Genomic DNA, 23,704 nt, shown 5'->3' with positions numbered 1-23,704 from the left:
AACAAGCATGACCGACCAAGACCAAACGAAAGACGATGACGACACGCCGTTGGAATATCTGGCGATGCTGCCCATCGACTTTTCCATGAACCCGCCGGAAGACGTGAATGTCGAATCCGTGTGCATCGCGCTTTCCAGCCATTCGGATGTATTCGTGCGCGGCAACGCCATTCTCGGTTTCGGCCACCTTTCACGCACGCTGGGCAAGCTCGACGAGAAGAAGGTGAAGCCGATCATTGAGGCGGCGTTGCGTGACAGAGACGCCTTCGTGCGCGGACAGGCGCACGCCGCCATGGACGACATCGAAAATTTCCTCGGCTGGACGTTCAACCGCAAGCGGCCGCGCGTTTCGATTCCTGCGCCGCGAACCATCATCACCAAGGCTGTCTATTGCGTTTGTCTCGTCCTCGACGAGGAATCGAACATCCTTGTGGAACGCCACGATCTTCCCGGCGTTGCGGCGCCAGCAGACAAACTTCCCGGCGTCAGGGCGCCCTCAGACAAATTCGCGCCCGACCCGCGCGGGCTTTCCCATGGCTATGAATGGCGTTTGCCCGGCTACAGCCTGATGCGGGAGCCGCCGCCGAGAGCGAAGAAGCTTGAGGAACTGTGGATGGCCCGGCAAAAAAAGGTCTGGCTGAACGTATCCAATGAGTTCAATGAAAGCGCTATCGTCCAGGCGCTGACACTGAAGGGCGCGGAAGATCACAAATATCTCGACTGGCTCGAAATCATATGCTGCGCTTATCTGTGCGATCGCGTCGATAATGTCTGGCCGCCCGAAGAAGGGATCGCCCAGAAATGGCTGACGGAAGAACAGTTCATGGCCGGCTTTCCCGTCGGCGCCCATGACCGCTATGTCTATGCGCTGTTCCGCGAGTTCATGACCGACCAATGACCGTAGTTTATGCGTTTCTCCTTATTCTGACGATCATCGGAACCGTCGCCGGCGTCGAAGGCTGGCGGCGCCGGCGCGAAACGCGCGCGCTGGAGCGGGCGCTGTTCGCCGAGATCGCGCCGATGCGCGCGCAGGCCGCGGCCATGGCCGCCGAGATTGCGCGGAGACATCAAGCCGGCGAGCCGTTCGACGCCGCTTTCTTCTCTCTCTGGCGGCTCTCAGCGCCGCTGATCTATCCCGCCGCAGGCGCTTCGCTTGGATTGTTGCAAGGCGAGGGCCTCGATCGCGTCGGCTTCTTTCACGCCAGGCTGGCGGACGCCCGCGCGCGCCTCGCGGAAGCGCAAACCGCAGGCCGTTTCGAGCCTTCGCCCTACCGCATGCTTTATTGCCTTGTCGCCGCCATCAATCATGTGGGGCGATGGACTGACGCCATGGAGAAACGTTACGGCTGCATTCCCTGCGACATGCCGGATCTGGCGGCGGCGAACGCCCTTGTCGGGACTTTTGAGCGATCCGGATCAGAGCCGATCATGATCGCCTATAATTGGGCGGATTGCGCTGTCTCATAGACCGGCTCGACCCGCGTCCGGCGTGGGCTTCATCTATGAACGAGGTGGGCGCCGTCTCACGACTTTTCCCCTGTCAGGCTCGAACGAAGCCGCCTGGCAATAACTGCCGGGCGGCTTTTCTTTATTGCGGCGTTTGGCTTGGGTGCACTTGCAGGATAGCTTGCCGCGCGCCCCAACGAAGGACGAACTCATGCTGACCATCGCCGCCTATATCGGCGCCGCCATCGCCGAAATCGCCGGATGTTTCGCCTTCTGGATGTGGCTCCGGCTCGACAAACCGGCATGGTGGGCGATCCCCGGACTCGCTTCGCTCGCCCTGTTCGCCTTCCTGTTGACCCTCGTCGACAGCGCCGCGGCCGGGCGCGCCTTCGCCGCCTATGGCGGCGTCTACATCGCCGCTTCGCTCGTCTGGCTGTGGCTGGTCGAGCGCGTGCCGCCCGACCGGTGGGACCTGATCGGGGCCGGCGTCTGTCTGCTGGGCTCCGTCATCATTCTCGCTGCGCCGCGAACGCTTCTCTGATCCGCCGCCGCGAGTCCTCAATATCTGAATTTCAGGCCCGCGACAGATCGTTTCGAGTTGTCGGCCGGAAGGGGCGGACCTGAAATCGCAGAGTCGCTGCGCGTCGAGAATCGGTCTATGCGGCCGCGAACTCATCCATGGGGGAATGAGCAATGACACTCCGGTTTCCCTACGCCATTGCGCAACTCGCATCGGTCCAGAGAGCAGCGGCCGAGCTTCGGCTGATGTTTCCAGGCGTCATCGTCACCGTCACAGACAGCGCCCTCGAATTGTCGAATGTCCCGGCCGAAGCGCATGGGCGGGTGTTTCACGCCGCAGCAGCGGAACTGATCGGAATACGAAGTCCCATCGCACCCTCCATCGCGAGTTTTGCCTCCGGGATAACGGCGCAGGCCGCCTGATCTCGTTGGAGGGCGATGCCAGTTCGCCCCTGCTTGCCGCAGGCGGACTCCCGCCTCGCGCGACGGCGCAATGTAACATCCCGGTTCCTCATTCAAACATTCCACGATACCGCAGCCATATCTGAGCCGATCCGGCGGGCGCCACAGGTCCGTTCCATCCGCATGTTCCTGGCCCATCCGCGTCCCCCTTGCTCCCGTCTCTGCCTTCAGACCTGGACGACGACGCCCGGCCCCGAAACCGGCGCGCGGAAGAAATTTCCCCGGCGCTGACGCGCCTTCCTCGCGAGCCAAATTTCATCCACGCGCCGGTGCTCCGCTGCGCTTCGCCCGAATTTTTGTTTTGGTTTTTTCGAAGGTTCAGGGCCGCGCGCCGCCGTCCTGACGGTCCGGCGTCGACGGGGACAAGGGGTTCCCGGAGACAGCCAGAAACGAAAGGAACGACACTATGGCAAACGCACTTGGATACGTCTCCGAAACCGAAACCGGCTTTCAGGGCACGCTCGCAATGATGAACCTCGTCGCTGCGATCCGGATTGAGCCGAACGCTCAAAAGACGATGGAAAGCCAGCCGGACTTCCGCATCTACGCAGGCGAAGCCTCGGTCGAAGTCGGCGGCGGATGGCTCCGCAAGGCCAAATCCTCGGGACGCGAATATGTCTCGCTCACGCTCGCAGACCCGCAGATCGGCCCACGGAAAATCTACGCCAATCTCGCCCCCGTCAAAGACCGCGAAGGCCGGCACGTCATCTTGTGGAACCCGCGCAACTAGGTCTCGATACCCAAGCAGCGCGCCGCCCCGGATGAAAATCCGGGGCGGCTTTGCTGTGCATGCGCGCAAAAAGGCAGATGTCGGAAAATTCGAATTCGAATATTCCGGCTCCCCGTTCTCTGAAATTTTCTGCAAACTCTCGTCATGTTCGAGCGTTGAGTGGAAAGGCAGACCAATGACCCGCAATACAAAGGAAACCGAAAGTTACGAAGACCCCGAATACGGCAACGATGGCGACGACGAAGACGACGACGATCTCGATCAGCTCTTTACCGTCGAAGAAGCAGCTCGGGAATTGCGCATGGGAAAATCGACGCTCAATCGCTATCGCTGCGAAGGGCGCGGGCCGATTTACCGCAAGCATGGATCGCGCGTGTTCTACACCAAACGCAGCCTCAGACGATGGTCCCGGCGCGACCGGTACAAATCCACCTCGCAACGCGTCCGGCGCGACAGGTGAGACGCCGGGCGCTCGCCGCCGCCGCCTTCGCCGGCATAGCGATGGCGCTGTCAGGCGTCCTTTTCTCCCATCATCATTGGCTTGTCTGGAACCGGACACGATCCGCCCCGCTCGGGCTTTATCGGCTGAGCGGCGCGCCCATCACCCCCGGCCGCTGGGTCGCCGTCTCAGCCGATAGCGATGCGGCGCTCTGGGCCAGTCATCGCGGCTATACAGGACCCGGCTGGCCATTATTAAAGCGTGTTGCAGCGGCCTCCGGCGCTGAAATCTGCCGCGATAATCTCGAAATTTTCATCGACGGAGAGCATGTCGCGACAGCGCTTGCGAGCGACAATCTTGGCCGCGACATGCCCGTCTGGCGCGGATGCGTCACGCTCCAGGACGGCGAGTTCTTTCTCCTGAACGCGCATCCGCGCTCCCTCGACGGGCGGTATTTCGGCGTCACAAAATCGGAAGACGTGGACGGCGTCGCCGTCCCCCTCATCCTTCTTTCAGACTGACAGGGTAGCAAGCCTATGCAAGGCGCGGAAACGCTCAGCAAGCGGAGGAAAAGCGGACCCGGTAGGGCGAGATTAAAGCTGTGGCGCCACTTCATTGGTAGCGCCTTGTCTGCACATCTTTTTTTGCGGCGCCTGTTGCCCGGCGTTGTGGCGCCGCTTTTCTCGCACCGCTTTGAATTTATTGAATCGAGGTGGCGCCAGGTGCGCTTTTACACGACATGACGGGGCCGGACGACTTCACGCCGCGTCTCGGACGCATCCGGGATGTCGGCAAGGCTGGCGGCAAGCGCGTCCACACCCAGCTCAGGCGGGCCGTCGCGCGGCTCAAAAAGTCAGGCAAGAAAAGCGCGTTTACAGGTAAGCGCTATGGCGCAGGCGGCGCGGCGCGAACGCGGGCGCGCACAAGCCGGCATCTCGCCCGCCAGCGCGTGCGTCGCGTCGTTGTCAAAGTGCATATCGCCCGCGCCGGAAAGTCAGGCCCCGGCGTCTATCGCGCCCATATCGGCTATATTCAGCGCGACGGCGTCGAGCGTGATGGAAGCGGCGGGCGTCTCTATGATCGCGAGCGCGAAGATCTCGATGCGAAAAAATTTCTGGAGCGCAGCGAAAATGACCGTCACCAGTTCCGCATCATCGTCTCGCCCGAACACGGCGCGGCGCTCGGCGATCTGAAGCCCGCGATCCGAGAGTTTATGGCGCAGATCGAGAAGGACACGGGACGGCGGCTCGATTGGATCGCAGTCGATCACCACAATACCGGTCATCCCCACACCCATATCGTCATCCGGGGCAGGGACGCGCGCATGAAGGATATTGTGATCGCGAAGGACTATCTCATGCACGGGCTCCGGGAAGCGGCAGAGGACATCGTCACCTCCCGCCTCGGCCCTCGCCGCGACCTCGAAATTCTTCGCGCCCGGCATAGCGAAATCGACAAGGACCGCTTCACAGGCATCGACCGGGAATTGGAGCGCGCCATGAGCGATGGACGGGTCATCATCGCGCGCGCGCAAAACGAGGCTGGCCGGTTCGAGCGCCATCTCACCCTGGCGCGCCTCCGTCACCTCAAAACACTTGGCCTCGCTGAGCCCGCTGGGCCGGACGAATGGACGATGAAGGCAGGCTGGTCCGAAACGCTTCGGGACATGGGCCGGCGCGGCGACATTATCCGGACGCTCTCGCGCGAGCATGGACAGCGCAGAAACTTCAGCTACGCAGAGACGCTGGCGCCGGACGCCGCGCCGCTTGTTGGAATCGTCCTCGACAGCGGTCCCGAAGATGAATTGCGGGACACGCGATATGTGTTGATGGAGGATTTCGACGGCCGCGCCTGGCATGTGCCGGCGGCCGCCCTCGACCAGACCAATGCGCCGCCCGCCGGAGCCGTGGTCGAAGTGCGACGCAGCCCCGCTGAGCCGCGCCGGGCCGACAGGACGATTGCAGAGATCGCGGAACGCAGCGGCGGCCTATGGTCGGATGCGCTGCACGCAGAGGCCGATCCGGGGGCCACAAGCGAGTACAGGCTCGCGCACAAGCGCAGGCTCGAAGCCTTGCGCCGGGCGGGCATCGTCGAGCGCAATGCAGACGGCGCCTGGGACGTGCCGGAAGACTTCCTTGAACGCTCGGCGGCCTATGAGGGGCGACGCGCAAGCGGCTTGAGTCTTAGAACCCTTTCCTGGATGTCGCTCGAACGGCAGGCGAGCCTCAAGGCCGACACCTGGCTCGACAGCGCTGCGGCGAACCATCCGGGCCTCGCACCGCAGCGCGCCGCCCGCCTCGCCTTCCTGCGCCGTGAGGGCTTGCTCGCGCCCGGCAAGGACAGCTTCACAGACAGCCAGCGCGCAGAGCTGCGCCGAAGCGAGCGTGAGGGAGCGCAGGCGCGGCAGGCGTCCTCCTCGGGACGTCAGGCCGTTTCGATGCGGGTCGGCGACCGTTTCGACGGTCGGCTGGAAGGCCATGTCAATCTTGCCCAAGGCAGGATGGCGATCATCGGCAATGAGATAGCCTTCGTCCTGGTCCCGTGGCGCGACACGCTCGGGCGCCAGATTGGACGTAGACTGACTATTGAGCAGGCGGCGCGGGGCATCGGCTGGACGATAGGACCGGAGCGACAGCGCGGCCTTTCACGATGAGCAAGCGGATACAGATGGGAGCCTCAGCCTCCGGCCTGTTCCTTATCGACGGTTTTCCCCGAGTTTTCTGTCGGATTCTCGTATGCACCAAACTCATCAATCAGAACGACCCGGTTACGGCCGGTTGTCTTGGCGCGATAGAGCGCGGCGTCCGCGGCTTCAATGAGTTTGCCCGGCTCAAGCCCCGTCGTGGCTTTTGCGCCGCCGATGCTGATCGTTACGCTGACTTCGCCCGCTTCTGTCGCTATCGCGTGTCGAGCCATCTCTTTCCGAAGCCGCTCCGCCAGATCATGGGCAACGATTGTGCTTGTACCGGGCAGCAGGACCGAGAATTCTTCGCCGCCAACGCGATAGACCTGATCAAACGGGCGCAGACTTGACGTTGCCAGCGTTGCGAACGCACGCAACACGTCGTCGCCGGCCGAATGACCATAAGTATCGTTGACCCGTTTGAAGTGGTCGACATCGATTGTGAGAAGCGCGCCCTCCTCGCCCGTGCGATCCATCCGCGCATACATCTCGGAAAGCGCTTCATCGAAAGCGCGCCGATTGAGCAAGCCCGTCAGGCCGTCGCGCCGCGCCAGTTCGGCGAGCGCGGATTCAGACTCTTCAATGCGCTTGATCATGCGGTTGAACTCGTCTGCGACGCGGCGCAATTCCGGCGGCACGCGAATGTCGATGCGGTGATCCCTCTCTCCTTCTGAAACCTTCGCCGCTCCATCCACCAGCCGATCCACGCTCGCCGCCATCACGCGCCCGATCAGAACGACGCCCGCTATGACCGCGAGCGCCGACAAGACACCAGCCAGCAACGCCAGTTCCTGCGAGCGCATATAAGCGCGCGTCGCCCTGTCGTGATCGGCCTGCATCTTTTCTGCGACCACATTATAGGCAACCCCAAGCCGGTCGGAAGCCGCGGCAACCCGACCATGAAAGCGCTCCATCATCTCGGCGGCGCTGGGATCTCCAGGCGGGCGCTCTACGGAGACCAATTCGGTCGCCAGCCGGTCGGCTTCAGTCCAGTCCTGAAGCGCGCGTTCGACCGGCATGAGCAGGGCGGGTTCCCCGGCCAGGCTTTCCTGCAGTTCCGCAAAAGCATTCTCAATGCGCGCTCGGGCGGCGCGATAGGCGGCGGCGCGCTGCGCGCCGCCTTCATCGACGAACTCGTCAACGGGGATGAGCGTGTCCCAGACCAGGACCCTCAAATTCTGGATTGGCGCAACCTGTATGCGCTCGCGCTTCGAAACATCATGAAACGGATCAACAACGTAGGTGTTCAGCAGCACAAATCCGATGAGCGCGGACAGCGCCAAAGGCGCGATGGCGACACTCATTCCAACAGCAATCCAGTAACGGAGGGACTTGCCGGTCCAGGGAGCTAGCATCATTTTCATCTCCATTGAAAAGCCGCTACCCAACACATCTGCCCACCGGGAGATGAGACGTTTGGTCGGCATATAGCAGCGGACCAAGGCAGCAATTCACACAGCCCGGCGCGAAGCCTGCCATATCTTCGGAGAAGCCGGTTTCCGCTTCATTAACTCTGGGGATTAAGATGTGTGGGATGCGATGCCTGCCAAATCTTCTGGCCCCGCAAAGACGCCCTATCTAGATGACTGCTAAACGCCATTTGCGCGCCGAACCTCATCTGCCCGCGGGCGACGAATGAGGTTGCCTCAGCGTGCCCCTGATTTGTATGCAATTGCCGCAATTTGCCGTGCGTCCAACTAGGCCCGCGCGCGCGCAGGCGCGACCCTTCTGAAGCCCGCAATCAGACCTCAGGAGCGACCTATGACCGGCACACGAATTCTTATCGGCCAGATCCTCATCGTCTTTGCGCTGATTATCGGCGCGCTCTGGACAGCAACGCAACTGACGGCGGAAGAGCTTCAGTTTCAGGCGGCGCTTGGCGCGCCCTGGTTCGAGCTGTCCGGCTATCCGGTCTACAAACCCTGGAGACTGTTCCAGTGGTGGTACGCGTATGATGCCTACGCGCCGAACGTCTTCGCGCGCGGCGGGCTGATCACGATCAGTGGCGCAGGACTGGGCATTCTGGCCGCAATCATCGGCTCGGTCCTGCGCAGCCGGCATGAGCAAAATGTCACCACCTATGGCTCGGCGCGCTGGGCGACAGCATCGGATATCCGGAAAGGCGGGTTGTTCAACGACACCGGCGTCTTTCTAGGACAATGGGAAGGCCGCTATCTCCGGCATGGCGGGCCGGAGCACGTCATGGCGTTTGCGCCGACACGGTCGGGCAAAGGGGTGGGTCTTGTCATCCCGACGCTGCTTTCCTGGACGGGCAGCACCGTCGTCCACGACATCAAAGGCGAGAACTGGGAGCTGACCTCCGGATGGCGCGCCACATTCTCACGCTGTATCCGCTTCGATCCGACCGACCGGAACAGCTCGCGCTACAATCCGTTGATGGCGGTGCGCCGCGGCGAACGGGAGGTCCGCGACGTTCAGAACATCGCAGACATTCTCGTCGATCCGGAAGGCTCGCTCGAACGGCGGAACCACTGGGAGAAGACCGGACACTCGCTGCTGGTCGGCGCCATCCTCCACATCCTCTATGCGGAGAAAGACAAGACGCTGGCCGGATGCGCCCGCCTCCTGTCCGATCCGGACCGGACCTTCGCCGCCACCTTGCGCGCTATGATGACGACGCCGCATCTCGGCGCCGCCGGCGTTCACCCTATCGTCGCCCAGGCGGCGCGGGAACTCCTCAATAAATCGGAAAACGAGCGCTCCGGCGTCCTCTCGACCGCCATGAGCTTCCTATCCCTCTATCGCGATCCGTTGATCGCCGACGTCACCAGCCGGTCCGACTGGCGGATCGAGGATCTGATGACAGCGAAACAGCCGGTCTCGCTCTATCTCGTCGTACCGCCGTCGGACCTCTCGCGCACCAAACCGTTGATGCGCCTCATCCTCAATCAGATCGGCCGGCGCCTCACCGAGGAGTTGCCGGGACCGTCGCACCGAAAACTACTGTTGATGCTCGATGAGTTTCCGGCGCTCGGCCGGCTCGATTTCTTCGAAAGCGCTCTCGCCTTCATGGCGGGATATGGCATCCGGTCCTTCCTGATCGCGCAGTCTCTAAACCAGATCGAAAAAGCATACGGGCCGAACAATTCGATCCTCGACAATTGTCATGTCCGGGTCGCCTTCGCCACCAATGATGAACGCACGGCGAAGCGCGTTTCCGACGCCATCGGCACGACCACCGAACTGCGCGCGCAGAAGAACTTTACCGGTCACAGGCTGGCGCCATGGCTCAGCCACATGATGGTCTCGCGCCAGGAAACCCAACGCGCCCTCATCACCCCCGGCGAGGTGATGCAGCTCTCTCCGGATGACGAGATTGTCCTTGCCTCCGGTTCGCCGCCCGTTCGCGCCAAAAAGCTGCGCTATTATGAAGACCGGAACTTCAGGAGCCGCGCCCTCCCCGAAGCGCCGCGCCAGCCGCGCGAAGACGATAGCGAGGCCACGGCATGGACAGGCAATGTCGGACCCGACGATGACAGCGGTCCCGAGGGTTTGGGGGCGGCGGACGGCCCGGAACGTAAACTGGTTCATGAGCCGGAGTTGCCGCTCACCCCCGCCACGCCGCATCGCACGCCGGAGCCGACGTCGGATATCGACGAGGACGAACCGGCCGATCCGGTCGGTGACAAACACATCGACGCCGTCCGGCGCGCCGCCGCGCTCGACCGCGACGACCCGGATTTTCTGCCGGACTTCTGATGCGCCATGACGAAAGCGCGTGTTCATGTCCGCCTTCCGACCAATCTCTATGCGCGGCTGTGCGAGGAGGCCGCCAAAACAGGCGAGTCGCAGGCGCATATCGTCGAGCAGGCCTTGCACGCCTGGTTCGATCCAGACGCCAAAGTCACGCTTGAGATGCGCCTTCTAAAACGCCTGGACGCCTTCGACTTGCGCCAGTCAGCAATCGAACGGGAAGTGTCGTTCACCTTTGAGGCTTTATGCCACTATGTCCTCTACTGGCTCACCCGAACCGAGCCGCTGCCCGACGGCGAGCGGGATGCCGCGCATGCGCTTGGCAAGCGGCGGTTTGATTTTTTCATCGATCAGGTAGCGCAGAAGATTGCACAAGCAGACTGATCAAAAGCATGAGCGGCGCATCGCGACAATTCATGGATCTGTCCCGGTTCGTTCTGGAAGATGGGAGATGCTGCCATAACCACCATGGTTATTTGGTTGTCGAGGGGGGGGGAAGTATAGAAATACAGGATGAAGGCAGGTTGGGGGCATCAAGAGATAATGTCTGTGGACGTAAGTCGATGCGCAGGACCAGCAGGCGTGCGGATTGGCTGCGGACTGGGAACTGAATCCATGCCCGATTTCACGGCCTGCTCGAAAGCCAGTATTAAATCAGGCGACACTCACTTCGGGGACCAATCATGCGAACGATTATTGCTATTCTGATAAGCGCGCTCGCTGCTGCTTCCGCGCACGCGGCGCCGCAGGATTTCTTTGGCGGGCCGGCAGACCCGGCAACGCAAGCTGTCACTCAAAAATACGTTTGTGATGATATCCGGGAGTCATCGGGATACTGGACGTGCCAGACCAAGATCAATGTCGGGCAGGGGATCGGGCTGGTCGATCTGCATGTGCAGGTCAGGCACTTGTCAGCGCCGCTGACCGGAGGCGTCGTTGCGTACATCTTCGACATCCCCAAGCGCCGGCTTATTCGCGACACGTCCTTTCGCGGGCTGATTGGGTTTGCCGGCTTCTTTGGCGAGGATGTCGCCCGAACGCTGAACACGCGGGAGACCTACTCAGCTTATGTTCGGGGGCAGGATGTCTTTGAGGTCGGAGATTTGCTGTTCGAGGTATCCGAGACAAGTTCGTCAGTGAAGTTCACGGTTCAAAGCAAATCTCATCCCAACACCCGGCAAAGCATCATTGCCAATCTGGCCCCCGATCCCGACAGTTGCCGGCAGAGCGATGGATTGCCGGGCTGGGAACTGAGTTGGTCGGACAAGTATTCGTCGATAGAACCTGCGCTCAGGCCGGTTTCGACGGAATATGACATGGTTGCCGGCCAGTTCAACATCAGCAAGGGCGAGGTGACGCCAAGTTTTCGCAAATCTCACTGGCCAGGGCAGAACGAAGACTATGTCACGCTGTTTGTTGATGAACAGCCTGTCTATCAGGGGCAGTGGATCAAGAAAACAGAACCCACATGTTGTTCGTTGTCGCTCAAGAAGAAGGTCCCGCTTGCGATGCTCCTCGACATGCCGCCGGAGGCGACCGCAATCATCATGGTGTCAGCTGACCCCGAAGGTAAGCGTGTGATCGCGGCCAGCAGCTTTGATCCCAGTAACATTCGTGAAGCAGTAAAAAAAGTCACTGTGGGGAGGCTCGACCGGATCCTGGCGAAGGAAAAAGGCACGTGTCGGTAGACGTCTCAGAGAGTGCTGGCGTGAAAGCAGGAGTGAAAAATGCCATCCAAAGATTCTCCACATCCTCTGGCTGTACCGATCACCAGTTTTGGACAAATCGGGTATCCTGTTTCGGACAATATCGGTACTTATCTGGGCGTCCTGTACGAGGGCAAGCTTTATGAAACGCTCGCGTCAGGGTATCCGGGCGAAGCGATCATCCTCAATCTCGTAGAAACCTATGCCGAAATCGGTCACGAGATTTTCTGGATCAAGGATGAGACGTACCGGGAAGCCCTTGAGGCCTTTCCGCATCTAGCAGCTCACATACTGCAAACCGACCTCAGCCTGAGCGACCTCTACTATGTCTCTCAAATCGTGGAGGACTTTTTTGACTGGGAACCTGAAGGGGACGGACCCGCTCACCTCGCCAGCCTGAACGAGCCGATAGGGTCTCTTATAAACCTCTTCCATCAGGACAGGTACAAAAATGCGATATATGCCGCTCTGGCGGACAAATCCCGTTCCGATTTTTATGAACTCATCTCCATGGCCAACTGGTTCTATGGAGAGGATGCGTTTGAGTTGTTCTTCAGTTTTGCTGAGATCCAGCCAGTACAGGCGCTCAGAAACCCCTACTGGATGATCGAGATGAATGATGACCAGCGCACTCGGCTAATCACCTGGGCGCGAAGCCATATGTCCACAGAGCTTCTGTCAAAGACGCCTTTTCGGACGCAAGAATATTCCGAAACGGTTACCAGTCTTCTTGATCGTATCATATGGAAGGCGGACGATGCGCTGAAATCAGTTCGCGACCGACAGGACTTTGCAATCTGGGGATTGTGCTCTGCCGACAAATTCTTGGCGGCGAAGGCCGCTTACTTGCTGGAGGAACTTCCCGTCAGCCAGTGGCCTGCCGGTAGCCAGGACGTCGTTGCCGCTCTGTTCGAAGAGATGGAGCCAAATTGGACGACTTTCAAAAGACAGGGCAAAAAGGGCAGTTATACAAAGCAAAAGGAACGGCTTGGCGACCTGCTGAAGAAAGCGAATTGTCAAAACGAACCGGAACCCGACGCTTAGAGTTAGAACTCACCATTGGGAATCTCGGGGGAGATCACTCACTGTGACACTCTCCGAGCGCTTTATGAATAACAGCTTTTTGTTGAGCGATATCGGCGCGTTTTAAATGCGTCTCAAGCCCGCCTAAGTCGAAACGAATACGCCCCAGCCCGCCCGTATCAAGCTCAGCATCCTGACCTGAATAGAGTGCGCTCATGGCGCTTTCGGATAGAGCTTTCCACTGACCACCGCCTTTGTCCCACTCCTCAACCACTTCTCCATCAACACTCAGCGTACGTTTTTCTGGTATAGTGTTTTGTCCATTTTCTTTTGCGGAAATTATAATGCTGTAATAAGTCTCTTCTCTGCCGCGTGTCGCATCTATGTTGCCACCAACACTCACGCCAAGGCGAAACTGATCCGAAGAACGTTGTTCAGAATCAATGAAAACCGGATTGCGCACATACACAATTGCGCTTTTGGCAGACCAGGAAACAACAAAGTTTTCATAGGCCCGTTGCCCGTTACATTGAACCGGAACGTCCTTGCCTGATGTTGTCGGAGTGGATTGCGTGCTCGACGTTATAGAAGCTTCACGCTTGTTAATCTCATCCATCAAATCGTGCACAGCCAATCTGATCGTCCCAAGCTGGGTGCTTAACCTGCCCGTATCTTCTTTGATGAGTGCATACAGCATCGCACCCCCTGAAAATTCGCGTGCGATTAAAACGCAATGCGGCTTTGTCACAGCATCCACCGCCTCATAGCCAATGATGGGGATGTTCTTATCCATTGCGGCATAGGCTTCGGGGTCTTTGATTTTTGTCAGAGCAAGCATAGCCTTAGCAAAGGGCTCATATTCAGCTTTAGTCTCGGCTGTTAGTAATGCGGGACACGAATCCAGCTCTGCGCGTGTTGCTTTTACTTCTTCAAAAGCCTGCGCCAGAGAAACGCCTTGTCGCCTGTCAGCCCAGAGTACGCTGATCGTATCTCTCCAGGCGCTATCATTGTGATATAGCCGCCAGAATTCAGGGGAGGCGCTATAACGAACCTGCCAGCCTCCAGTGGTGCTCCATTGCTGTGCATCCTGCGCATGGATTGCTCCCGTACTGGTGAGCATGCAGATAATGGAAAATAAGGCTCGTAGCTTCATGACGTCTGTATTCCCTTTATGATTCAGTGCGCAGGGCACGCACGTTCTAAGACAGCTTCAAGATCAAAATCGCGCGTACGCCAATCGCGCATATCACAATAGAAATTGCCGGAGCGATCATAGGGAGCGCCATGATCATCACACGAAGTCAGCCGTTTGTCGCACTGGATGGTTTCCGGGCAGCCCCATGTTTCGCAATTTTGATAATCCGTAATCTTGGCGCATGTAATGATGTGCTTGCGCGCCTCAGCACGACAGGCAGCGGTTTTTACCTCGCTTTCCTCCGGACGAGACGGGGGCGAAGCTTGCGCTGCGCCATTCGCGCTCGAATAGCTTTTTTCAGTGACAATTTGAAAATCGCGCGACGGACAATATTGCCGCATTAACGCCGCGAACGCCGAGGGTAGCGTCAGGGTTTCGCCTGGCGGCGTATCACGGCATTCCTCTAAAATAGACGCTTTAAGTGGGTCTCCTGAACCACGTGCCTTTTGGATTTCAGCATCGTAATCGACACTCTCTTTTGTCTCTGATGAGGTGGAAACAATATCCTTGGAAGTGGTTGTCTCAGGCTTTGTTTTGATTGTCGCGGGCAGCTCCAGAAAATCCTCAGATGACCTGAAAGTGGTATGCGATCCATCGTCGTTTTTGCGATCTGCCAGGCTCTGGGCGAACGTAGTTTGCAGTGACAGCATTGCCGAGATCAAAAGCAGGATAACGGTTCTCGGCATATGATATCCTTTCTGGCGACGACAAGGCAGCAGTCCTCTGGGGAGACGGCCAGCATATGGCGCGCTCCGGAAAGAGAAAGTCACCAAAACGGTTATTGGGGATGGCCCTTTTCTCAGGCTCAGTCATGGGCTTGAATGGAAAGAGGCCATTGAGAGGGACGTCATGGGCAATTGCCGGGGGACAGTCGGGCATGTGAGGCAGGGCAAGGTAGCGACCGCGACTGTCCTGCAGGTCGTATGTGCAGGCGTGCTGTTGATGCTGGCGGCCTGCGATGGCTCTTCCGCTGAGGGACGACCGGAGCCGCTTGGGAAAGCGGCGATTGTCGAGTTGCCGGCATCCTGGTCTGGCCTGGTGCTGGAGTCGCGCAAGTCCTATCCAGCGACGCTCAGTCTGGACGTCGATGGAGCCGATGTGCAGGGCGTGCTCAGAGTTGAATCCTTCAACGGCGCCGTGCCACGCCTGACTACGGCTGATGCGGATATCCTAGTCGAAGGGGCATATGACCCCGTCGTCGGAGTTCTGTCGCTGACCACGCAGTCGGGAGACCGCCGTGGCGAACTGATCTTAGATGTTGCGGTGAGCGATGCCGGTTCCATCGCTGTTGCGTCTGAACAACGCCATATCAATGTACGCGGTGCGCAGCGGGCACGTGCGGTATTTGCGACGGACCGGGACGCGAAGGCCGCGCTGGAGAGGATCGCGGTTCTGTCTGTGGCTTTCGAAGGCTGGCGCCCGGAAATGGCGGAGGGAAGCTGTCCCGCCGTACTGGCGGCCTGGCGCGACGAAGCGCTGGCGTTCCAGGAGACGCGCCGCGACCCTGTGGAACAGTATGATATCTTCTATACAGATGCGTTCAGGAGAGCTTTTGGTGCGCCGTATGAGACCGTCGACCCGGAGCGGCTGAAGCAGAATGCCAGCTTGTTGCGCGGCGCCTGCCGGCCGGAAGACCGGGTGCGGGGCAACAAGACGAACCAGCTTGCCTATATGATAGGACTGGGCCAGCCGCATCAGGACCATCTCCTGTGGCGTTTTGAAAGCGCGACGGCCAGCCGGTGGGTTGAGACACGATCAGATATCCTGAAGAGCGATACTCCCATGACGCCCGGGCAGCTCAACTTGCTGGATACGATGTGGCGCGGGATCGGGATCAGCCGGTATGGCTACGATATCAATGAACTGAATGCCGACATTGAACGGCGCAAAGCGATCCTTCGGGCTGAAGAAAACCGCGCCGACAGGCTGGCTTTCTATGACCGCTACAAGGACCGGTTTGACCTGCTTATCGAAGTCGCTCGCAATCACGCAAATCAGGATGAGGATTTTCTGGCTGAGGTGCAGGACAAGCTGGATGCCTATCTTGAGCCCGCGAGTGAGGTCTATGCCCGCGACGCGAATTATGTCAGCGAAGCAGAATACATGCTGGCCTGGGCCGCGCAGGCCGGAACCGCCGAACTGTGCCCGCTGAGCAAGCCCGCCACGTGTCGCAGGATCGGCAAGCGGTTTGAGGGCCGCGTGACCGACATGGCAAAGGACTTCGCCGAGGCCCTGGAACAGGCCGCAGCCCGCCGCACTGACAAGCATGACCGGTCGCTCGAACAGCTGGCGACGCAGGTCATGTTCGCCGGAGATATGGACATGCTCTATGGCGACCTTCTGGAGATTGGAAAACTCACGGATAGCTGGGCGGATGTGACGGATACCCGCCAGCAGCTGCAGAAGCGCCTCGCAAAGCCGTTGCAGGCGGAGCTTGATGGCCTTTCAGGGGCTGACGCGCTGGTCGGGTTCGAGCGCCGCTACTTCTTCGGCGATGATCTCGGGCGGGGGAGTGTCCGCAAAGTCTCCGAGACGCTCGATGCGCGCCTTGCCAATGAGGCCCCTTTCCGGGGCCTGGAAGGTGGCGATTACCTCAACGCCCTGGTCAATCAGGACATCATCCGTTTGCGGGAGCTCGATGCACATTATACGCGCGGCTACCGGCCGATGATTGCACTCGCCGGGGCCAGTCTCTCCATGTTGAACCCCGCTGCCGGTCCTGCGCTTGAAAGGGAACTGGCCAATTTGTCGGCCATTCATGGCGTATTCGGCGCCTATCTCCTGAACTATCAGGATGCTTGGCCGAAATGCCTGAAATCCAGCGACCCGGTTTTCGAGGTGACGAAAAGCCAGTCGACAGTGACGCGAAACGAATTTGGCCAGGAAATATCCCGGGTCACGAACTGGACGACGCGGGATCAATACAAGGTGCCAGCCTCTCTGGAGCCGCACTTCCGGACCCTATGGCGTTCTGATGTGCGGACTTCTGATGCCCGCTTCATGGACTGGCTGCTGAACGACCAGAAGACCAACAGGTTGATCGACGGTCTGGACGAAGCAATGAAGCAGCACGGGTGTGATAGCCCGGCAGTCGAAGCCCTGGAGCAGGGTATGATTGCCTATTATTCTGATGTCAGCCGGCGGCTCGGGCGCCGGTAAGGGCCTTCACCGATCACTGCAGGTGCCAAACGCTTGGCAGCCTAACAGGATTGGTTACTTGGGCGGTCCGTGAACCATGGCTAGGATCCTTGTGATGACCACAATGCGGGGACCCATGGAATATGCGTAAATCTGCGTTCAAACGTACAAGGCTCGTATCGGCCTGTCTTGCAGCCATCTCATCGGCAATCGCTGGAGGGGCTGGCACAGCTTCCGCCGATTCCGCGGCACAGGCGACCGAATACTGCCGGTTCAGCAACACTGTGGAGGGGCGCAGCCTGAACGGCGAGCTTCTGTATTCGCCGGAGACGAACCTGGTTCATGCGCGCCTCAAACTCGCTTTTCCGGATTCGCCGATCACCGGCGCCGACCGGGCGTTTACAGACAAGGTCGTCTACAAGTCGGCGTGGATTGAGCGCATACACGATTTCAAGACCGGAGATGTCACCGAAACTATGGAACTCCGGATTAGCCATTCCCTCACCAAGATGCCGCTGGTGGATGCGTGCGAATACTATGTCAGCAACAGAAAGGTCGGCGACGTTTCTGACAGTTTCAATGTGATGCGCATGAAGGATGAATACATGGATGCCGAATGCTCCATCGAAGTGTCTAAATTCGCGGGCAAGTTCCCGGCGCGCCGGTTTGCTAACGACCCGGCGCCCATGATCACGGTCAAGCTGGTCCGTTATGAAGATGACTGGCTGGATTGGGACGAATACGAGCAAGAGTATGTCGGGCAGTTTGATCTCAGTCTTGATTTCAGCGAGGAACTGACGAGCACGCTGGAGGCGAGCCGGGGCGCCATGTACCAGAAGTTCAACGATGGCCAGTGCAGGCCGTTCGCAGATGCAAAGTGACAGGGCATCGCTACGACGGCTGATGCGGACCGGTTACCGGCGCTTACTCTTGCCGGCGCTGCTTGGCCTTTCTGCCTGTGCGACAGCGCCGCCATCAGAGCAGCCCGCAGCACGGGAGTCGAAGGTTCGCACATGCTGTGACAGGGAGTATGACGGCCAGCCCATCCTGATCTGCCCATTCGTCTGCCGCAGGAAGCCTCAGCGCGATCCGGAACCGGAACAGTCCGAGAGCGATTGCAACGCTCCGGAGCGTTCGCCAGGCTAGAGAGCCAGTACAAGTAAAAGGATACGTGCCAGAATGTCTTCCGGGCAATCATCCCATCCATTCGCTACTCGGTTTTTCAGTTCGGGCACGCCGGGCGCCGCATTCGAATACAATCTTCGCATCTATCTGGACGATCTGTATAAAGAAAATTTCTGTGAAAGGCTCGCTGCAGAATATCCGGGCAGGGATATCGTCCACAATCTCCTGCTCTTCTATGCTGATGCCGCTCAGACCCTCTTCTGGAAGCAGGATGACCATTATGACGAGGCGCTGAGAGCGTTTTCTGTTCTGGTTGGTCACCTATCGGTGACGGAGCTCGATCTTGATGACCTTTTTTATGTGTTCGACCTTATCGAAGGCTTCTTCGACTATGAGCAAGAGGGCACAGGTCCGGATCACCTCCCGTGGTTACGTCACTCCATTCAGGCGCTGTCGGACCTGTTCCAGGAAGAAAGACACCGGAACGCAATCGAGGACGCATTGGACGATACAACGCGTGCGGATTTCGTTTATCTCATATCCATTGCCGGCTGGTTCTACGGCGCCGACGAATTCGACCTGTATATGAGTTTCGCCTCGAAGCACTATCCTGAGCTCGCGCTATCCAACGCTCGCTACTGGCTCCTGAACATGAGCGATAAGCAATGCCAGCGCTTTATCGCATGGGCGCGAAGCTGTTTGCCTCCCGAACAGCATTCCGGGCCGCTTTCGCGAACAGAGGAGTACACGAAGACGCAGAAGGCGATCCTTGATGTGGTCATATCTGAACGGGTGCATATTCTCAGAAGTCCGCAGGACCGGCGTGATTTCATGGCCTGGGGACTGCGTTCTGCCGACAAGTTCATGGCGGCGAAGGCGGCTTATATGCTTGAGGATATTCCGGTATCCGAATGGCCGGAAGGGAGTCAGGCGATTGTCGAAGAACTGTTCAGCCTGATGCAGCCGCATTGGCTTTCCTACAAGGGTCCGCCTGGCAAGGGCGCATACGTCAAATCGAAGGACAGGCTTGGCGATCTGCTCGAAAAGGTGAAGGGTGCCGGCAGGTGACCCGTAGGATCGCGGCTCGGTTTGGAAGGTAGGTGAGGTCGGGAAATGAGCCGCTTATGCATTATCGGTGATGTACACGGGATGCTGGCGCCGTTGCGCGCGCTTGTCTGCAAGCTAGATATTCAGCCCTCTGATAAGCTCGTCTTCGTTGGCGATCTGATCGACAAGGGGCCGGATCCCGCAGGCGTGGTCTTATATGTCGAGGGCCTTCGCCGCAGCGCGGGCTGTGAAGTGGTGCTCGTCGAAGGAAACCATGAAGACCGCATGCGCCGCTATCTTCGCAATCTTGATGTGCGTCCCGCCGTGGCAAAGGCGCAGGCTGAACGCGCGCCCGAACTTGCAGAGCTGAGGGCGCAATTGAACGATGCCGGTGAAGCGTTTCTGGACTGGTCCGTGCCATTCCACCGCTGCGCGGCCTATGGCGTGCTGATCGTCCATGGTGGCATCCCCGGAACGATGCAGGAGTTTCCGGCTTCTCTCGAAGCCGCGTCCATGCTCGCCGGCCATGAAGCAAAGCGGCTTCAGAAGATCCTACGCACGCGGTACCTCGATGCGGACACCGGGGAATTTCTCGCGCTTGGCAAGCAGGCCGAAGGAGACCCATTCTGGGCGGAAGTCTATGACGGGCGTTTCGGACATGTCGTCTTCGGGCACCAACCCTTTCCGGATGGACCGGCGGAATTTCCCCACGCAACGGGGATCGATACCGGCGCCGTGCATGGTGGCGGACTAACCGCGCTGGTGTTCGATCCGGATCGCCCGCGATACTTCGTGACGGTTGAGTCCGATTGCCACATTCCCTACCGGGGCGCTGCTTATGACGGGGAATGAAATGCCCGCGCGCGGACCGATGCGCTGCCCTATGCAGGCTTGGCGAAGGGGCTGAGCATCCACCAGACAACGCTTACGATGACCGGGCCGAGTGCGCCCAGGAACAGGCTGGCAAATACATTTCCGCTCATCAGCACCAGGACTGCAAAGGGAAATGCGGAAAGGACGAGCAGCATGCCATTCGTCCGGCTGAAGCCCGACCAGCCAACAACGCCGAGCCAGATCCCCTGCAGTGCGACCGCCCAGAAGGGCATCGCGCCGCCATTCTCGACGGTTGCGGGCCCCGGAATGGGGTAGGCCAGCAGCTTCAGGATAAACGGCCATTCCGGCGCATTTCCGGTTGCGTCGATAATGCGCCGTGTGCGGTCTGGATCGTTGCGGGAGAGCCCGCTCGTCGCGCCGTCAAGGAAGGTTTCAACCGAACCCAGCCAGCTCTGATACAATCCCCATGTTACCGCGATGTATGCAACAGCCAGGGCAAGGCCAACCTGCAGGGGGCGTGATTGCTTGAATCTTCCGATGACGCCATCGCTCATATGCTGTCTCCACGGTAACTGATTTGTTGCTTTCTATCGTTCGGGGCAGGCTGTCGCTAGGCCTGTGAGCCGGGTACCAGGCGATAGCCGAGATCCTCGCTGAGGAGGCCGGGGGCGCCATCAATCGCGGACAGCGCGCGCCGCAGCCGGCTGATGGCCGTATTGATGACGGTGTCCTGAGGCGGCAGGTTCGGATAGTCGGTCCAGACCTCGCGCCACAGCGCTTTCCGGCTGACCCATTCGCCTTGCCGCGTCGCGATGGCGTTCAGCAGCGCAAAGCTTTGCGGGCGAAGGTCCAGTGGTGTGTCCCTGACCAGCGCCGTCGCGCTCAGCTGCCGGAGTTCAAGCGTGTCGAAAAACAGCACGCTGTTCGGCGCACGGCTCAATGATGCGCGGCGCGCAACCGCGCGCAGGCGCGCCCGCAATTCCTCCGGATGGAAGGGTTTGTCGATATAATCATCGGCACCGGCTTCAAGCCCGGCGACATGATCGTTGACGCTGGTCAGCCGGCTGGTGACAAGGATACCAGGGCGCGGGCCTTCCAGCGCATTCAGCCAGGCGAGATAATCGAGGCCTTCGCTCCCGTCAGCCAGCATGCGGTCCAGGATCACGATGTCGGGCATCTGTTCGGATGTCCGGCGCTTGGCGCCATTGACCGTGTCAGCTGTGGTGACGTGATATCCGAGCTGGCCGGCCTCGTGCACCACAAGACTGGCGATATCGGCATCATCTTCCACAACGAGCACGTAATTGCGTATATCCATGTTTTCCCGCCTCTATGGGATTGCCTCTTTTACCTAGCACTGCGATTGAGTTTCTCCACCTAACAAACGAGGTTTGCAGAGACATGCCGGGGTTCAGGGTTTTCAGCACGATAGCAATGCTCTGCCTTTTTCTGGCAGGATGCGTTGTCACGCCGTCACCCGGCATGGCGGATGCGCCCGTTGACTCATCTGTCGCGTCATCACTTTTCCGCGCCGAGGAAGCTTACCGCACCAGCCGCAGCGAAAACGATGCGATCGGAATGGCCGAGGCTGTGCGTGACCGCATGACGGTGCTGGACGCAATGGAGATATCCAGTCGGATTCACCCCGGGGTGCGCGAGGCATTCCTCGCATCGACCCGGATAATGATGGACGAAACCCGGGAGATGGCAGCAGACGAGGCAGAGATCCTCGCCGAGATCGAACGCATGTTCGCGATGGAAAATCCAGCCGAGGAAGGTGTGTTTTCCGGGCTATTCGGTAAAGGGGTGGTCAGGTCCTTGCGCAAGGTGGATGTCACGGTCGGGATGGAAATGGACATCTTTCTGTCGCCCGGCATGACTGAGGAATTGCGCCTGCCCGTCGTCAAGGATGCCGGGACAACAATATTTGTCGAACCGTCACGGGAATTCGCCGGCTTTGTGCCGGATCTCGTGCTCTCGGTTTTGCCGGTAGTGGCCCCCGGCGAGACCGCCGCTGAAGGATGCGAGACGATCTCGGATGGTGGACGTCTTGCCTGCTTCGTGCCGGCGGGCGCACATACGGAGATCGACCTTGTCATAACCAACCGCAGCGATTCACGGGTGAGCGTCGTCGTCTTTGTCAGCGGCGATGCGCGGAGCGTGGGCACGGCCCTCGCGAGCGAATAGGAGCCAACCCGAACGGTTATGTGACAGGTGGTGGTGCGGCCGGTACAGAGTGGCTGGACGATTGCATGAATGCCGGAAAGATGAGGCGCTGAGATTTGATCCGGAGTTTTCGGTCCCCCTTCCAGATTTCCCTTCTGATCAATCTGATCGTGACGCTCGGCCTGGCCGTGATTGCCGGTCTCGCAGCGACGGCGGCGATTGATGGCGCGGTCGAGCGGACTCTCCGCGAGGAAATTCGCCGCGACATCGCCCTGCTGACAGAGCGGACGCAGGACCGGGACGTCCTGCCTCCCGTGGCCAGCCTGACCGCATCGCTGGGCCAACGCTTGTTCGAGGATGGCGGAGAGGATGCACAGTCCGTCTACCTGCTTGTCCGGTCCGACCGAAGTACCGTTGCCGGAAATGCGCCGACCTGGCCTCCTGGCACGCCTCTGGCCGAAGGATGGATCGAAATGGATGCCGCCGGGCTTGGCATGGGCAAGGGGATCCTGCTCGCGCGGGTCGAGGCTGTCGATGACGGGTTTTTCCTGTTCGTCGGCCGGCGGCTGACGGCGCGGCAGGCGCTGATTCAGAACTACGTGCCGATCCTCGTTGGTGCCGTCCTGTGTCTTGGCGTGGTCAGCACGCTTCTTTTCGTCCTCCTGAACCGCCGCTACCTGCGCCGCGTCCGGGCGTTCAACCGCGTTTTCGACCGGGTCCGTACCGGCGAGATCGCTGCACGTGTCGAGCCCGCTTTCCTCACCCCCGAGGAAGACGAGCTGTCGACCCTCGGCGCAAACGTGACTGAAGCGCTGACCGAAGTGGCGCGCCTTATGAGGGGGCTGGATTCCTACAGCCAGGTCGCAGCGCATGAGCTGAACCATGCCGTCTCGATCATGCGGGACCGGTTCCTTGCTGCTGGCAATACCAGCGCGGCGCAGGAGGCCGAGCAATTGCTGGACCTCGTCTCGCACATCCTGGAGCTGGCCAAGATCGAGTCGACACCGGGCTATGCCATGCAGCCCGTTTCACTCACGGACACAGCGGCATCGGTGGCCGTACTCTATGCCGATACGTTCGAAGACCGGAACATCCGTTTCGAACTGCAGCTGCCGCCGGATGACCGGATGGAAATCCTCGCATCGGCGCCGCTGCTCGCCAGTGCCATCACGAATCTCCTGTCCAATGCCGCGAAATTCGCCCCGGGAGGGTCAACAGTTTCGCTGATACTTGCCGCGACCGACCGGCATTTTACAGTGACGGTTCAGGATGGGGGGCCGGGTGTTGTGACGACCAGTATTGCGGAACTTGCCGGAACGGGCCGCAAGGCTGGCCCCGGCAGTCATGGATTCGGATTGAGGCATGTACAGGCGGTTGCGATCCGCCATGGGGCGCGGCTGACACTCGCTAACACGAATCCGGGCCTGAAAGTGTCCATCGCTTTCGTGCGGCCGACATAACCCGTCTGGTAAGTTGC

At 59.7% G+C, this 23,704-nt stretch carries 23 protein-coding genes; 18 read left to right on the top strand and 5 right to left on the bottom strand.

Annotation, left to right across the window (positions count from 1 at the left end):
* The first annotated feature begins 7 nt into the window (after positions 1–7).
* The 8 genes from CW354_RS08255 to CW354_RS08220 all read left to right on the top strand — a co-directional run bounded on the left by CW354_RS08255 (position 8) and on the right by CW354_RS08220 (position 6,249).
* Positions 8–898 (top strand): HEAT repeat domain-containing protein, encoded by an 891-nt coding sequence (locus tag CW354_RS08255; protein WP_104829527.1) that lies wholly within the window; start codon positions 8–10, stop codon positions 896–898.
* Positions 895–1,467, top strand: a complete 573-nt coding sequence (locus CW354_RS08250; RefSeq protein WP_104829526.1) for a hypothetical protein — start codon at positions 895–897, stop codon at positions 1,465–1,467. The genes CW354_RS08255 and CW354_RS08250 overlap by 4 nt, the downstream gene beginning before the upstream one ends.
* 190 nt (positions 1,468–1,657) lie before the next feature.
* Positions 1,658–1,987, top strand: coding sequence for a YnfA family protein (locus CW354_RS08245; RefSeq protein ID WP_207764723.1), 330 nt, complete (start codon positions 1,658–1,660; stop codon positions 1,985–1,987).
* Positions 1,988–2,139: 152 nt separating this feature from the next.
* Positions 2,140–2,388 (top strand): hypothetical protein, encoded by a 249-nt coding sequence (locus CW354_RS08240; protein ID WP_104829525.1) that lies wholly within the window; start codon positions 2,140–2,142, stop codon positions 2,386–2,388.
* Between the two features lie 445 nt (positions 2,389–2,833).
* The gene (locus CW354_RS08235) at positions 2,834–3,157 is read left to right on the top strand and encodes a DUF736 domain-containing protein (protein WP_104829524.1); all 324 of its coding nucleotides are present in this window, start codon (positions 2,834–2,836) and stop codon (positions 3,155–3,157) included.
* 175 nt (positions 3,158–3,332) lie between these two features.
* Complete coding sequence (locus CW354_RS08230; protein ID WP_104830062.1) at positions 3,333–3,617, top strand: helix-turn-helix domain-containing protein; 285 nt, start codon at positions 3,333–3,335, stop codon at positions 3,615–3,617.
* Positions 3,614–4,117, top strand: coding sequence for a S26 family signal peptidase (locus tag CW354_RS08225; RefSeq protein WP_165793595.1), 504 nt, complete (start codon positions 3,614–3,616; stop codon positions 4,115–4,117). Before CW354_RS08230 ends, CW354_RS08225 begins: the two co-directional genes overlap by 4 nt.
* A gap of 218 nt (positions 4,118–4,335) precedes the next feature.
* Positions 4,336–6,249: a DUF3363 domain-containing protein gene (locus CW354_RS08220; RefSeq protein ID WP_104829522.1), complete on the top strand. Its 1,914-nt coding sequence runs from the start codon at positions 4,336–4,338 to the stop codon at positions 6,247–6,249.
* A gap of 23 nt (positions 6,250–6,272) precedes the next feature.
* On the opposite strand, the gene CW354_RS08215 is transcribed toward CW354_RS08220, so the two are convergent.
* Positions 6,273–7,649, bottom strand: a complete 1,377-nt coding sequence (locus CW354_RS08215; protein WP_165793594.1) for a sensor domain-containing diguanylate cyclase — start codon at positions 7,647–7,649, stop codon at positions 6,273–6,275.
* A 391-nt stretch (positions 7,650–8,040) separates the two neighbouring features.
* Between CW354_RS08215 and CW354_RS08210 the strand changes: the two genes are divergently transcribed.
* The 4 genes from CW354_RS08210 (at position 8,041) to CW354_RS08195 (ending at position 12,743) form a co-directional block, all read left to right on the top strand.
* The gene (locus CW354_RS08210; RefSeq protein ID WP_104829520.1) at positions 8,041–9,999 is read left to right on the top strand and encodes a conjugal transfer protein TraG; all 1,959 of its coding nucleotides are present in this window, start codon (positions 8,041–8,043) and stop codon (positions 9,997–9,999) included.
* A 6-nt stretch (positions 10,000–10,005) separates the two neighbouring features.
* Positions 10,006–10,377: a ribbon-helix-helix protein, CopG family gene (locus CW354_RS08205; RefSeq protein WP_104829519.1), complete on the top strand. Its 372-nt coding sequence runs from the start codon at positions 10,006–10,008 to the stop codon at positions 10,375–10,377.
* 299 nt (positions 10,378–10,676) lie between these two features.
* A complete protein-coding gene (locus tag CW354_RS08200) occupies positions 10,677–11,681 on the top strand; it encodes a hypothetical protein (RefSeq protein WP_104829518.1) in 1,005 nt (334 codons plus the stop codon).
* A gap of 39 nt (positions 11,682–11,720) precedes the next feature.
* Complete coding sequence (locus tag CW354_RS08195; RefSeq protein WP_104829517.1) at positions 11,721–12,743, top strand: hypothetical protein; 1,023 nt, start codon at positions 11,721–11,723, stop codon at positions 12,741–12,743.
* A 34-nt stretch (positions 12,744–12,777) separates the two neighbouring features.
* Here the strand turns inward: CW354_RS08195 and CW354_RS08190 are convergent, their stop codons facing one another.
* Both CW354_RS08190 and CW354_RS23025 read right to left on the bottom strand, forming a co-directional pair.
* Positions 12,778–13,875: a hypothetical protein gene (locus CW354_RS08190; RefSeq protein WP_104829516.1), complete on the bottom strand. Its 1,098-nt coding sequence runs from the start codon at positions 13,873–13,875 to the stop codon at positions 12,778–12,780.
* A gap of 23 nt (positions 13,876–13,898) precedes the next feature.
* Complete coding sequence (locus CW354_RS23025; RefSeq protein ID WP_133162229.1) at positions 13,899–14,603, bottom strand: hypothetical protein; 705 nt, start codon at positions 14,601–14,603, stop codon at positions 13,899–13,901.
* Between the two features lie 256 nt (positions 14,604–14,859).
* Between CW354_RS23025 and CW354_RS08185 the strand changes: the two genes are divergently transcribed.
* The 4 genes from CW354_RS08185 (at position 14,860) to CW354_RS08170 (ending at position 20,079) form a co-directional block, all read left to right on the top strand.
* Positions 14,860–17,076, top strand: a complete 2,217-nt coding sequence (locus CW354_RS08185) for a hypothetical protein (protein WP_104829515.1) — start codon at positions 14,860–14,862, stop codon at positions 17,074–17,076.
* Between the two features lie 122 nt (positions 17,077–17,198).
* Entirely contained in the window at positions 17,199–17,936 is a 738-nt protein-coding gene (locus tag CW354_RS08180) for a hypothetical protein (protein WP_133162228.1), read from the top strand.
* 298 nt (positions 17,937–18,234) lie between these two features.
* Entirely contained in the window at positions 18,235–19,248 is a 1,014-nt protein-coding gene (locus CW354_RS08175) for a hypothetical protein (RefSeq protein WP_104829513.1), read from the top strand.
* Between the two features lie 45 nt (positions 19,249–19,293).
* Positions 19,294–20,079, top strand: a complete 786-nt coding sequence (locus CW354_RS08170) for a metallophosphoesterase (protein ID WP_104829512.1) — start codon at positions 19,294–19,296, stop codon at positions 20,077–20,079.
* Between the two features lie 29 nt (positions 20,080–20,108).
* Here CW354_RS08170 and CW354_RS08165 read toward each other — a convergent pair whose 3' ends face one another.
* Positions 20,109–20,615, bottom strand: coding sequence for a hypothetical protein (locus tag CW354_RS08165; protein ID WP_104829511.1), 507 nt, complete (start codon positions 20,613–20,615; stop codon positions 20,109–20,111).
* Between the two features lie 56 nt (positions 20,616–20,671).
* Complete coding sequence (locus CW354_RS08160) at positions 20,672–21,379, bottom strand: response regulator transcription factor (protein ID WP_104829510.1); 708 nt, start codon at positions 21,377–21,379, stop codon at positions 20,672–20,674.
* A 164-nt stretch (positions 21,380–21,543) separates the two neighbouring features.
* On the opposite strand from CW354_RS08160, the gene CW354_RS08155 reads away from it, so the two are divergent.
* Together CW354_RS08155 and CW354_RS08150 are read left to right on the top strand one after the other, a co-directional pair.
* Positions 21,544–22,248, top strand: a complete 705-nt coding sequence (locus CW354_RS08155) for a hypothetical protein (protein WP_133162227.1) — start codon at positions 21,544–21,546, stop codon at positions 22,246–22,248.
* Positions 22,249–22,343: 95 nt separating this feature from the next.
* Complete coding sequence (locus CW354_RS08150) at positions 22,344–23,687, top strand: sensor histidine kinase (protein ID WP_104829508.1); 1,344 nt, start codon at positions 22,344–22,346, stop codon at positions 23,685–23,687.
* Positions 23,688–23,704: the final 17 nt, after the last annotated feature.

It is taken from the genome of Hyphococcus luteus (genome assembly GCF_002943565.1).
Taxonomy (GTDB): Bacteria; Pseudomonadota; Alphaproteobacteria; order Caulobacterales; family Parvularculaceae; genus Hyphococcus; species Hyphococcus luteus.
The sequence above is the reverse complement of the archived record's forward strand: the minus strand, read 5'-3'. Positions and strand labels throughout refer to the sequence as shown.

What these genes read in the sequence shown, in the direction of transcription:
- CW354_RS08220 (WP_104829522.1), top strand. Translation starts at nt 4,336, where the DNA reads ATGACGGGGCCGGACGACTTCACGCCGCGTCTCGGACGCATCCGGGAT.
- CW354_RS08245 (WP_207764723.1), top strand. Translation starts at nt 1,658, where the DNA reads ATGCTGACCATCGCCGCCTATATCGGCGCCGCCATCGCCGAAATCGCC.
- CW354_RS08210 (WP_104829520.1), top strand. Translation starts at nt 8,041, where the DNA reads ATGACCGGCACACGAATTCTTATCGGCCAGATCCTCATCGTCTTTGCG.
- CW354_RS08170 (WP_104829512.1), top strand. Translation starts at nt 19,294, where the DNA reads ATGAGCCGCTTATGCATTATCGGTGATGTACACGGGATGCTGGCGCCG.
- CW354_RS08190 (WP_104829516.1), bottom strand. Translation starts at nt 13,875, where the DNA reads ATGAAGCTACGAGCCTTATTTTCCATTATCTGCATGCTCACCAGTACG.
- CW354_RS08235 (WP_104829524.1), top strand. Translation starts at nt 2,834, where the DNA reads ATGGCAAACGCACTTGGATACGTCTCCGAAACCGAAACCGGCTTTCAG.
- CW354_RS08255 (WP_104829527.1), top strand. Translation starts at nt 8, where the DNA reads ATGACCGACCAAGACCAAACGAAAGACGATGACGACACGCCGTTGGAA.
- CW354_RS08215 (WP_165793594.1), bottom strand. Translation starts at nt 7,649, where the DNA reads ATGGAGATGAAAATGATGCTAGCTCCCTGGACCGGCAAGTCCCTCCGT.
- CW354_RS08250 (WP_104829526.1), top strand. Translation starts at nt 895, where the DNA reads ATGACCGTAGTTTATGCGTTTCTCCTTATTCTGACGATCATCGGAACC.
- CW354_RS08195 (WP_104829517.1), top strand. Translation starts at nt 11,721, where the DNA reads ATGCCATCCAAAGATTCTCCACATCCTCTGGCTGTACCGATCACCAGT.
- CW354_RS23025 (WP_133162229.1), bottom strand. Translation starts at nt 14,603, where the DNA reads ATGCCGAGAACCGTTATCCTGCTTTTGATCTCGGCAATGCTGTCACTG.
- CW354_RS08155 (WP_133162227.1), top strand. Translation starts at nt 21,544, where the DNA reads ATGGCGGATGCGCCCGTTGACTCATCTGTCGCGTCATCACTTTTCCGC.
- CW354_RS08165 (WP_104829511.1), bottom strand. Translation starts at nt 20,615, where the DNA reads ATGAGCGATGGCGTCATCGGAAGATTCAAGCAATCACGCCCCCTGCAG.
- CW354_RS08175 (WP_104829513.1), top strand. Translation starts at nt 18,235, where the DNA reads ATGTCTTCCGGGCAATCATCCCATCCATTCGCTACTCGGTTTTTCAGT.
- CW354_RS08240 (WP_104829525.1), top strand. Translation starts at nt 2,140, where the DNA reads ATGACACTCCGGTTTCCCTACGCCATTGCGCAACTCGCATCGGTCCAG.
- CW354_RS08200 (WP_104829518.1), top strand. Translation starts at nt 10,677, where the DNA reads ATGCGAACGATTATTGCTATTCTGATAAGCGCGCTCGCTGCTGCTTCC.
- CW354_RS08160 (WP_104829510.1), bottom strand. Translation starts at nt 21,379, where the DNA reads ATGGATATACGCAATTACGTGCTCGTTGTGGAAGATGATGCCGATATC.
- CW354_RS08230 (WP_104830062.1), top strand. Translation starts at nt 3,333, where the DNA reads ATGACCCGCAATACAAAGGAAACCGAAAGTTACGAAGACCCCGAATAC.
- CW354_RS08185 (WP_104829515.1), top strand. Translation starts at nt 14,860, where the DNA reads ATGCTGGCGGCCTGCGATGGCTCTTCCGCTGAGGGACGACCGGAGCCG.
- CW354_RS08205 (WP_104829519.1), top strand. Translation starts at nt 10,006, where the DNA reads ATGACGAAAGCGCGTGTTCATGTCCGCCTTCCGACCAATCTCTATGCG.
- CW354_RS08180 (WP_133162228.1), top strand. Translation starts at nt 17,199, where the DNA reads ATGCGTAAATCTGCGTTCAAACGTACAAGGCTCGTATCGGCCTGTCTT.